Genomic DNA, 9,756 nt, shown 5'->3' with positions numbered 1-9,756 from the left:
GTGCCTTACTCCACTTATGACCGCGACCCCTACCCCCCCCCGCGGGGGGGCGCCGGGGGGGCGGGGCGGCCACCGGGCCCGGGCGGGGGGGGGCCCCCACACCCCCCCCCCCCCCTCACCCATCAGTGTCGTACGTCATGCCCGGCACGGCCTGCCCCGCCATGAGCGCGGGACCCCGGCCGGTGAATTCGCTACTGGCCCTGTTCGTCGCGGCGGCGCTGCCACCGCTGTTCGATGCGGTTCATCATCGACCGGCGCTGTCTCGGTCGGCGGCGCGAACCGCCGTCCCCGCCGTCCGCGGCGGCCTGCTGCTGTTCACCGGGCTTGGGCGCTTTGCGCCATCCGGTGACCGCGAGCACGGCACAGCCGAGCATGACGAGGAACCCCACCACGCTGATCCAGATCTGCTGGGCGACCATTCCGGCCATGAGGAGCGCGATACCCACCAGGAAGCCAGCGACCGCCTGGTAGACCCTTTTCCGGGTGTACGTACGCAGCCCGCTTCCCTCAAGCGCTGTCGCGAACTTGGGATCTTCGGCGTACAGCGCTCGCTCCATCTGCTCGAGCATGCGCTGCTCGTGCTCCGAGAGCGGCACGGGATCCTCCTCGTCGTCGGCCGCGGGGGCGACCGGTATGCGGCCCTTCCAGGATAGGCAGGGATTCGCCCCCGTGAAACCCGCCCTCTAGCGTTCAGCCAGTCCGGACCGCTATGTCGGCTCGGCTGCTGAGGCGTAGATTCCCCGACGACCGATCCGTCATGCCGGATGGTGTCACCCGATCATACGGGGCTCCTGCCCGCTACGGGTCTCCCGAGTCCCACTCCGTTGGCAGCTTCGTTGCTGATCAGCCCCGCTCCGGCCCTCGCGGGGGCCGTCGCGGACCGGTCGGCGCCGCCGGTTCAGGGGCGCTTCTCGCCCAGAACGTGCAGCTGGGTCGCGACGGAGTGGAAGGCGGGCAGCTCGGCGACGGCGGCTTCGAGCTTGAGCAGCGCGTCCATGGCGCCGGGCTCGGTGTCCACCAGGGCACCCGGCACGAGGTCGGCGAAGACCCGCACCCCGTGCACCGCGCCGACCTGCAGACCGGCCCCGGAGACCAGCTCCGAGAGCTGCTCGGCGGTGAAGCGGCGGGGCACCGGGTCGCCCTCGCCCCAGCGGCCCGCCGGGTCGCTCAGCGCGTGCCGGGCCTCGGTGAAGTGACCGGCGAGGGCGCGGGCCAGGACGGCCCCGCCCAGCCCCGCGGCCAGCAGGCTCAGGGCACCGGAGGGGCGCAGGGCCGCCACCGCGTTCCGTACGCCCTCGGCGGGCTCGTCGACGTACTCCAGGACGCCGTGGCAGAGCACCGCGTCGAAGCCGCCGCGCTCCACGACGTCGAACAGGCCGAGGATGTCGCCCTGGACGCCCCGGACGCGGTCGGCGACCCCGGCCTCGGCGGCGCGGCGCTCCAGCGCGAAGAGCGCGTTGGGGCTGGGGTCGACGACGGTGACCCGGTGGCCGAGCCGGGCGGCGGGCACCGCGAAGTTCCCGGTGCCGCCGCCGGTGTCCAGGACATCCAGGGCCTCCCGGCCGGCCGCCTTGGCCTGACGGTCCAGAGCGTCCTTGAGGACCTCCCAGACCACGGCGGTACGGAGGGAGGCGCGGGGGCGCGGCTGGTCCGACACGGCAGATGACTCCTCGGCACGGTGCCGCCTGGGACGGCGGAGCGTGAACAGTGCAGGTGGTGATGTGAGCGTCCACCACCCTATTGCCTCGCGCCGCCGTCCCGATCATCCGGCACCGGACCGTCTCACCGGGTGTCGGACCTCCCCGGCCTCGGCTGCGGGAGCACCGGCTGGAGCACCAGCAGCCGCTCCACCAGACGCAGGAACTGGGCGGCGTCGCGCAGCAGGTCGTCCGCGTCACGGCTGCTGGCGGCGCCGGGCATGCCCGCCTCCGCGCGGGCCCGGCGTGGTGCGCCGGAGGCGAAGAGGTCGCTCCACTCGGTGAGCTCGGGGGCTATCTCCGGGAGGACCTCCCAGGTGCTCCGGATGCGGTCGCGGTGGCGCTTGTTCGTCTCGGGGCGGCCCCGGGCGGCCAGCACGGCGGCCGCCGTGCGCAGGGCCGCGAGGTGGGCGGTGGCGTAGCGCTCGTTCGGTTCGTGGAGCACGGCGGCCTCGTCCAGGCCGGTGCGGGCCTTGGCGAGCAGGTCGAGGGCGGCGGGCGGCGCGGTGGTGCGGCGCAGCACGGGGTGCACATCGTCGGCGGGACCGGTCAGTGAGGGGGCAGGGCTGCCTGCGCGGCGCCGCGGGGCGGCGGCTGCGGACGAGCTGGCCATGACGAACCTCCTGTCGTCGTGTGACGGCTCCGTGGCCGTATGTGTCCATGGTGGCGCCCCCCACTGACAATCGGTCAGAACCCCTACCTGACCTGCCGTTTTGCTTCGAGCGCGAGTTCGGGCTAACTTTTTGCACTGACCGGTCAGTTCAAAGAATGTGGCGGCCGGATCGGAACACGGACAAGATCAGGGGAGGGTCTGTGGAGAGCCCGCACGGCGCATCGGTCGGCGCCGAGGACTTCGGACTCAAGGGGCCGCGCGGCTGGGCCTTTCGCAACGTGGGGTTCAGCGCGCCACCGGGGTCGCTCGTCGGCATCGAGGGGCCGTCCGGCTCCGGACGCACCTGCCTCCTGCTCGCCCTGACCGGCCGTATGCGTGCCACCGAGGGCAGCGCACAGGTCGGCAGGCTGGAGCTGCCCCGCAAGGCGGCGGGCGTCCGCAGGATCGCCGCGCTGGGGCCGGTCCCCGGCGTCAGCGAGCTGGACCCCGCCTTCACCGTCGCCGAGCACCTGCGCGAACGGGCCCTGCTCCAGGGCCGCTACGGGGCCTCCCTGCGCACCCTGCTCCGTCCGCGCGCCGAGCGCCGGGCCGCCGCCCGGGCCCGGATCGACGCGGCGCTGGAAGCCGCCGGGCTGGACCCCGCCACCCTGCCCAAGGCCGAACGGACCTCCGTACGGGATCTGGAGCGGCTCGAAGCGCTGCGGCTCTCGATCGCCCTGGCGCTCATCGGCGCCCCCCGGCTGCTCGCCCTGGACGACGCCGACCTGAAGCTCTCCCCCGCCGAACGGACCGAAGCCTGGGCCCTGCTGCGGTCCATCGCCGATTCCGGCACCACCGTGCTCGCCGTGTGCAGCGAGGCCCCCGAGGGGGTCCGGACCGTCCGCACCTCGCCCGCCGCCACGGCCGCCCCGACCGCACCCACCACCGAAGAGGAGACGGCCGATGCGTACGCCGAAGCTGGCAGCGCTTGAGCTGAGGCGGTTCCGCAGGGGGAAGCTGCCGGCCGCCGCGCTGGTCGCCCTGCTGCTCCTGCCGCTGCTCTACGGCGCCCTGTACCTGTTCTCGTTCTGGGACCCGTACGGGAACCTCGACAAGCTGCCCGTCGCCCTGGTCAACAACGACAAGGGGGCCACGAACGACGGCAAGCGCGTCAACGCGGGCGACGAGATCAGTGACAAGCTGCTCGACTCCAACGTCTTCGCGTGGCACGAGGTGAGTGACGCCGAGGCCGCCAAGGGCGTCGAGGACGGGACGTACTACCTCTCGCTGACGATGCCGTCCGACTTCAGCAAGAAGATCGCGTCCAGCGGCGGGGACTCCCCCGAGACGGGCGCGCTCCAGGTGCGGACGAACGACGCCAACAACTACATCGTCGGGCAGATCTCCAAGACGGTCTTCGGAGAGGTGCGCAACGCCGCCTCCACCAACGCCTCGCGGGGCTTCCTGGACCGCATCTTCATCAACTTCTCCGATCTGCACGACAAGACCGCCGACGCGGCCAAGGGCGCCGACGACCTCAAGGGCGGCATCTCGAAGGCGAAGAAGGGCTCCAAGGAGCTCGCCGACGGCCTCAAGGACTCCAAGGCGGGCAGCGAACGGCTCTCCGAGGGGATCGTCAAGCTGAACACGGGTGCGGGCGAAGTCGCCTCCGGTGCCCGTCAGGTGGCCGGCGGCACCCAGGCCCTGGCCGACAAGGTCAACGGCGCCGCCGGCGAGGCCCGCCCCTTCTTCACGTACTTCAAGGAGAACGGGAAGAGCGTCGGGGAGGCCGCCCGCGTGGCCGCCGACGGCGCGAAGACCACCCGCGAGAGCCTCGACCAGCTGGTGGCCGCGGCCCCGACGGCGGCCACCGACGCCCGCACCGCAGCCGACGAACTCGGCGAGGTGTACCGCACCCGGTGCGAAGAGGCGGACGAGCCCGACGAGGCGTCCTGCCCCGCGCTGAAGAAGGCCAGTGAGACGGCGTCCGGCGTCGCCACGACGGCCGCCGACATCAGCAAGCTGGTCACCAGCCAGAGCGGCGAACTGAAGACGCTCAGCGGCCATCTGGCCGCCTTCCAGAAGCAGGCCGAGAACCTGTCGAAGCGCGCGCCGGACCTGGAGTCCGACCTGGAGAAGGCCGTCAAGGACGTCAACGCCCTCAACACCGGCGCCCAGAAGGTCGCCAAGGGTGCGGTGGCGCTGCACGCCGGCCTCGGCAACGCCCGTACCGGCTCGGCCGACCTCAACACCGGCATGGGCAAGCTCAAGACGGGCGCCGAGAACCTGGACGGCGGGCTGTTCCGGCTCGGCGACGGCTCGGCAGAGCTCGCCCAGGGCCTGCACGACGGCGCGGAGAAGATCCCGGACTACGAGAAGAAGGACCGCGACGCCCGCACCGACGTCATGGCCGACCCGGTGAAGCTGGCCTCCAAGTCCCTTCACGCGGCACCCAACTACGGCACCGGTTTCGCCCCGTACTTCATCCCGCTCTCCCTCTGGGTCGGCGCGATGGTCGCTTACATGATCATCCAACCGCTCAACAGGCGGGCGCTCTCCACCGGAGCCCCCGCCTGGCGGATCGCCCTCGCCGGATGGCTCCCGGTCGCCGCCATCGGCATCCTCCAGGTCGGCGCCCTGATGGCCGTCCTGCACTGGGGCCTGGGTCTGGAGATGGAGCGCTCGGCCGGGACGGTCGCCTTCCTGGCCCTGGTGACCTGCTGCTTCGCCTCGATCGTGCAGTGGCTCAACGCCTGCTTCGGCGCGGCGGGACGCATCCTGGTGCTGGTCGTGCTGATGCTCCAGCTGACCTCGGCCGGGGGCACGTACCCCGTCCAGACCAGCCCCGGCTTCTTCGGTGCGATCCACCCGTACCTGCCCATGACGTACGTCGTGGAGGGGCTGCGCCGGCTCATCACCGGCGGCCCGCTCGGCCCGGTCTGGCTGGGCTGCGCGGTACTGGCGGCCTTCACCGTGGGCGCGCTAGCCCTGACCACGTTCACCGCCCGCCGCAAGCAGGTGTGGAGCCTGAGCCGACTGCACCCGGAGCTGAGCCTGTGAGCGCGCCGGAAGCTGGGAGAATCGGCCTCATGGAAAGCAGTGGCACCACGCGTCGCCAGGCCACCCGGCAGAGGCTCTACGAGGCGGCGGTGACCCTCATCGCCGAGCAGGGCTTCTCGGCGACCACCGTGGACGAGATCGCGGAGCGGGCCGGGGTCGCCAAGGGCACGGTCTACTACAACTTCAAGAGCAAGACCGAGCTGTTCGAGGAGCTGCTCCGGCACGGCGTCGGGCTGCTCACCGCCTCGCTGCGGGCGGCCGCCGAGGAGTCCGAGGAGCGCGGCGGCACCCGGGTCGAGGCGCTGGACGCGATGATCCGGGCCGGACTGGCCTTCATCGACCGCTACCCGGCCTTCACCCAGCTGTACGTGGCCGAGCTCTGGCGCACCAACCGCGCCTGGCAGTCCACGCTCCTGGTGGTCCGGCAGGAGGCCGTCGCGGTCGTCGAGGGCGTGCTGCGCGAGGCGGTGCGCAGCGGTGAGCTGAGCGAGGAGATCGACATCCCGCTGACAGCCGCGGCCCTGGTCGGGATGGTGCTGGTGGCGGCGCTGGACTGGCAGGCGTTCCAGCCGGAGCGCTCGATCGACGAGGTCCACTCGGCGCTGTCCCTGCTGCTGCACGGGCGGGTCAGCGGGCACTGAGGGCCAAGGCTCCCGGAAAACACGAAGACGCCGGCCGGCCGAGTTCGCATCCCCCGCGAACTCCACCGGACCGGCGTCTTCCGTGCATCCGCCGGACCCGTTCCCCGTGGCCCCGTATGTCCCCCGTGGCCCCCGGTCCCGACGTCGTGCACCCCCGTTCCGTCAGGGGCCGCGCCGTTCCGCCGCCCCGTGCCGGCGGTCCGGGCGCCGCGCCCCTTCCGTGGTCACCACTCTTCCCTCCCCGCAGGTCCAGGCCTATCCGCGCAGCTACTCATCCCACCGCCTAGGTACGGGTACTCAGGGCTGCGCACCCGGCACCACCCGGCCGAAAAGCGGGGTCGCTACGATCTCCTGCGTGTCGATAATCCCTCTGGTGTTCACGAGCGGCTGGGCGAGCGGGATCAACGCCTACGCGGTGGTCCTGCTGCTCGGCATCTTCGGTGCGACCGGCGTCTCCGACGAGGTGCCCGCCGCGATGCAGCGCACCGATGTGCTGATCGTGGCCGGTGTGCTCTTCCTCTGCGAGGTGGTGGCCGACAAGATCCCGTACGTGGACTCGGTCTGGGACACCGCGCACACGGTGATCCGCCCGGTGGCCGGGGCGGTGATCGCCGCGCTGCTCGCCGGGGAGAGCGGTTCGCTGCCGGAGCTGGCGGCCGGGGCGATCGGCGGGTCGACGGCGCTGATGAGCCATCTGGTGAAGGCCGGTACGAGGATGGCGGTCAACACCTCCCCGGAGCCGTTCAGCAACATCGGGATGAGCATCGTCGAGGACCTCGGCGTGGCCGGGATCGTCACGTTCGCCATATTCAATCCGGTGGCGGCGGCCGTGATCGCCGGGGTGCTGCTGCTTCTCGGGATCGTCCTCGTGGTCTTCCTGGCCTCGCGGATCCGCCGCTTCCTGCGCCGCCGGGCCCAGCGCCGCGAGGAGAAACGCCTGGCCGGCGCGGAAGGGCCCTGGCCTCCCGGCTGAGCTGAGCTGTGAGTCGGTGGGCCCCGGCCTCCCGGCCGGACTGTCAGTGGCGGTCGCTAAAGTCACCGGCATGGCACGAATTGCGGTGATCGGCGCCGGGACGGGCGCCATGGCGGCGGCCGCCCGGCTCGCCGTCGCGGGCGACAAGGTGACGGTGTACGAGCGCTCCGCGAGCTACGGCGGCTCGCTGGGCCGCCATGAGCACGAGGGCTTCGTCTTCGACACCGGCCCCGGGCTGCTGCATCTGCCCGCCGTCCAGCGGGACCTGTTCGTGAAGACCGGCAAGGAGTCCCTGGAGCAGTCCGTCACGCTGACCCAGGTCGACCCGGCGAGCCGCCATCTCTTCGCGGACGGCACGGCGGTGTCCCTGCCCAACGCCTCCCGGGCCGGGGTGGCCGCCGCCCTGGACACGGCGCTCGGGGCCGGTGCCGGGGAGCGGTGGACGGGGTTCCTGGAGCGGGCCCGGGATGCCTGGGACCGGTCGCGGCGGCCGCTGCTGGAGGAGCCGCTACGGGCGGACCACCAGGTGCTGGGGCGCGACCCGTATCCCGCGCTCAGACAGCGGCGGCTGCTGCGCACCCGGCAGGCGTCCACCGTGGCGGAGATCGGCGCCTGGGAGCTGGCGGACGCCCGGCTCGCCGCCCTGCTCGACGGGTACGCGCTCTCGTACGGCCTCGACCCGCGCACCGCCCCGGCGAGCGCCGCGCTGCTGCCGTACATGGAGCAGACCTTCGGCAGCTGGTACGTGATGGGCGGGATGCGGGAGCTGGCCCGGGCGGTGTACGAGCGGTGCGTGGCCCGGAGGGTGGCCTTCGCCTTCGGTACCGAGGTGGTCCGGGTGGTGGAGAAGGACGGCCGGGCGGCGGGGGTGGAGCTGGCGGGCGGTGAGGTGGCCGAGGCGGACCGGGTGGTGCTGGGCGTCCGGCCGCACGCCGGTCTGGTGCCGGGTCAGCAGGTGTGGGGCGCTGATGACGTGACGGTCCGGGCGGGTGCGGCGGTGCCGGGGCGGTTCACGGTGCTGCTGTCGCTGCGCGGGGGCCGGGAGGCGGACGCGGTGCACCGGACGGTGGTGCACAGCGCCGACGGGGCGGCGGAGCAGGAGGCGGTGTTCGGGGGCCGGGTCGCCGCGCACCCGACGGTGACGGTGCTGCGCCCCGACGACCCCGCGACCCGCCCCGACGAGGCGCACGAGGCGGTGACGCTGAGCGCGGTGGTGGCCCCGCAGGGTCCAGTGGAGTGGACGGACCCGGCGGTGCGGCAGCGGTTCGCGGACCTTCTGGTGGAGCGGGCCGCCGCGGCCGTTCCCGGGCTGCGGGAGCGCGTCCTGCGCACGGAGGTCCGTACGCCGGCGGAGACCGAGGCCGAGACGGGGGCGGCGGGCGGTGCGGTGCCGCCGCCCGCGCTGGCCGGGGCGGCGGGCGCGTATCTGCACCCCGGGAACCTCACCCGGCTGCCGGGGCTGTATCTGGCGGGCGGCTGGTCGCACCCGGGCGGCGGGCTCGCGCACGCCGGGATGTCGGGGACGCTGGTGGCCGGACTCGTGGTGGAGGGCGACGACTTCCGCGGCTCGCGCTGAGGAGGGGGCGCCGGTAGCTCGCGCTGAGGAGGGGCGGGTGTCCCCGGCGTCCCGCGCCGGGGAGCGGGGCCGCACCGGTCGTCCTCCGCCGTGAGCGGTCCGGCCGCGCCTCACCGGTGCTCGCGCCTCGCCGGTGACGTGCCGAAACCGCTGTCAGTTCAGTAGCGGTACGGCTCGTTCTGGCCGGTGTCGTAGCCGTTGCTGTACGGGGCGGGCTGCTCCGGGGGCATCGGGGGGTACTGCTCGGCGTCCCGCTGCTGCGGGACCCAGACGCCCCCGGGCGGGGTGTCGGTGCCGTACGCGTCCGTGCCGTAGTTCTGGGCGTAGGGGTCGACGTAGCTCTGCTGCCCGCCCTGGCTGTCGAAGCCGTTGCCGTTGCCGTAGGCGTCGTAACCGCTGTAGGGCGCCGACCCGTTGGTCGTGCCGATGTACGGGTCGGAGTAGGCGGCGTAGCTCTGCTGGCCGGTCCCGTAGTCGTAGGGCCCCGCGTAGCCGTCCTGGGTCTGCTGCTGGTCGTAGCCGGAGTACGGGTCGTACGCGGCGAACTGCGGCTGCGCGGAGGGGTCCGCCTCGGGCTGCCGCTGGTCCTGGCCGCCCCGGCCGGAGCTGTCCGCCCCGTAACCGGAATCGCTGTACACGCCGTACTGGCCGGTGTCGTCGGGCAGCGGCAGCGGCTCGTACACCGAGGTGGCGGGGTCGGAGGCGGCGTTCTGGGCCCCGACGTGGGCGAAGGCGGGATCGAAGCCGGGGTCGTAACCGGAGTCGAATCCCCGGTCGGTGGCGGAATCGAAGCCCGAGCCGGTGCCGGGGGCGGTGCCCTGCTCGGTACCGGGATCCGAGACCTCCAGGTCCGAGACCTCCAGCGTGGGATCCTTGGCGGCCGCACGCTCGCCGCCGCCCTTGCGTCGGCGGCTCTCCCCCGGGCTGCCGCCTATGGCCCAGCCGGTGGAGAAGCCGCGCCGGAAGGAGAGCGTCACGAAGGTCTGGCCGGTGGCGAAGGCGAGCGTGCCGACGACGATGACCGCGCGGGAGCCGATCGGGACCCCGATGACCACGGTGAGGAAGCCGATGAAGGCGAGCAGCCGCCAGCGCAGCCGCGCCTTGTACTGCAGCAGTACCTCACCCAGCAGCCACAGCGCCACCAAGCCGAATGCGATGTAGAGGACCGTCCAGCCCACGCCCGCCCCCTCCTGCGGCCGCAGCCGCTCGGGGGCGGG

9 protein-coding genes are annotated in these 9,756 nt (G+C 73.0%); 5 read left to right on the top strand and 4 right to left on the bottom strand.

The genetic code is table 11. The features are described 5' to 3' along the window. Positions 1–191: 191 nt before the first annotated feature. The 3 genes from ACFW9Z_RS30160 to ACFW9Z_RS30150 form a co-directional block, all read right to left on the bottom strand. A complete protein-coding gene (locus tag ACFW9Z_RS30160; RefSeq protein WP_384645758.1) occupies positions 192–596 on the bottom strand; it encodes a DUF3040 domain-containing protein in 405 nt (134 codons plus the stop codon). A gap of 302 nt (positions 597–898) precedes the next feature. Next, positions 899–1,657 carry a class I SAM-dependent methyltransferase gene (locus tag ACFW9Z_RS30155; protein ID WP_384645757.1) on the bottom strand — a complete coding sequence of 253 codons (759 nt, stop codon included), beginning with the start codon at positions 1,655–1,657 and terminating at the stop codon, positions 899–901. 125 nt (positions 1,658–1,782) lie between these two features. Further along, positions 1,783–2,310 carry an SAV_6107 family HEPN domain-containing protein gene (locus tag ACFW9Z_RS30150; RefSeq protein ID WP_384645756.1) on the bottom strand — a complete coding sequence of 176 codons (528 nt, stop codon included), beginning with the start codon at positions 2,308–2,310 and terminating at the stop codon, positions 1,783–1,785. A gap of 200 nt (positions 2,311–2,510) precedes the next feature. On the opposite strand from ACFW9Z_RS30150, the gene ACFW9Z_RS30145 reads away from it, so the two are divergent. The 5 genes from ACFW9Z_RS30145 to ACFW9Z_RS30125 all read left to right on the top strand — a co-directional run bounded on the left by ACFW9Z_RS30145 (position 2,511) and on the right by ACFW9Z_RS30125 (position 8,539). After that, positions 2,511–3,281: an ATP-binding cassette domain-containing protein gene (locus tag ACFW9Z_RS30145; protein WP_384645755.1), complete on the top strand. Its 771-nt coding sequence runs from the start codon at positions 2,511–2,513 to the stop codon at positions 3,279–3,281. Continuing rightward, complete coding sequence (locus ACFW9Z_RS30140; RefSeq protein ID WP_384645753.1) at positions 3,253–5,349, top strand: YhgE/Pip family protein; 2,097 nt, start codon at positions 3,253–3,255, stop codon at positions 5,347–5,349. The genes ACFW9Z_RS30145 and ACFW9Z_RS30140 overlap by 29 nt, the downstream gene beginning before the upstream one ends. 29 nt (positions 5,350–5,378) lie before the next feature. Continuing rightward, positions 5,379–5,990, top strand: a complete 612-nt coding sequence (locus ACFW9Z_RS30135) for a TetR/AcrR family transcriptional regulator (RefSeq protein ID WP_384645752.1) — start codon at positions 5,379–5,381, stop codon at positions 5,988–5,990. 355 nt (positions 5,991–6,345) lie between these two features. Beyond that, on the top strand, positions 6,346–6,963 hold the full coding sequence (locus tag ACFW9Z_RS30130; protein WP_384645751.1) for a DUF4126 domain-containing protein: 618 nt from the start codon (positions 6,346–6,348) through the stop codon (positions 6,961–6,963). Between the two features lie 70 nt (positions 6,964–7,033). Beyond that, a complete protein-coding gene (locus ACFW9Z_RS30125; RefSeq protein WP_384645750.1) occupies positions 7,034–8,539 on the top strand; it encodes a phytoene desaturase family protein in 1,506 nt (501 codons plus the stop codon). Between the two features lie 158 nt (positions 8,540–8,697). On the opposite strand, the gene ACFW9Z_RS30120 is transcribed toward ACFW9Z_RS30125, so the two are convergent. After that, positions 8,698–9,717 (bottom strand): hypothetical protein, encoded by a 1,020-nt coding sequence (locus tag ACFW9Z_RS30120; RefSeq protein ID WP_384645749.1) that lies wholly within the window; start codon positions 9,715–9,717, stop codon positions 8,698–8,700. Between the last annotated feature and the right edge of the window lie 39 nt (positions 9,718–9,756).

The organism is Streptomyces sp. NPDC059452, from assembly GCF_042750035.1.
GTDB lineage: Bacteria > Actinomycetota > Actinomycetes > Streptomycetales > Streptomycetaceae > Streptomyces.
Note: the sequence above shows the minus strand (reverse complement) of the source record. Positions and strands in the feature narration are given on the sequence as shown.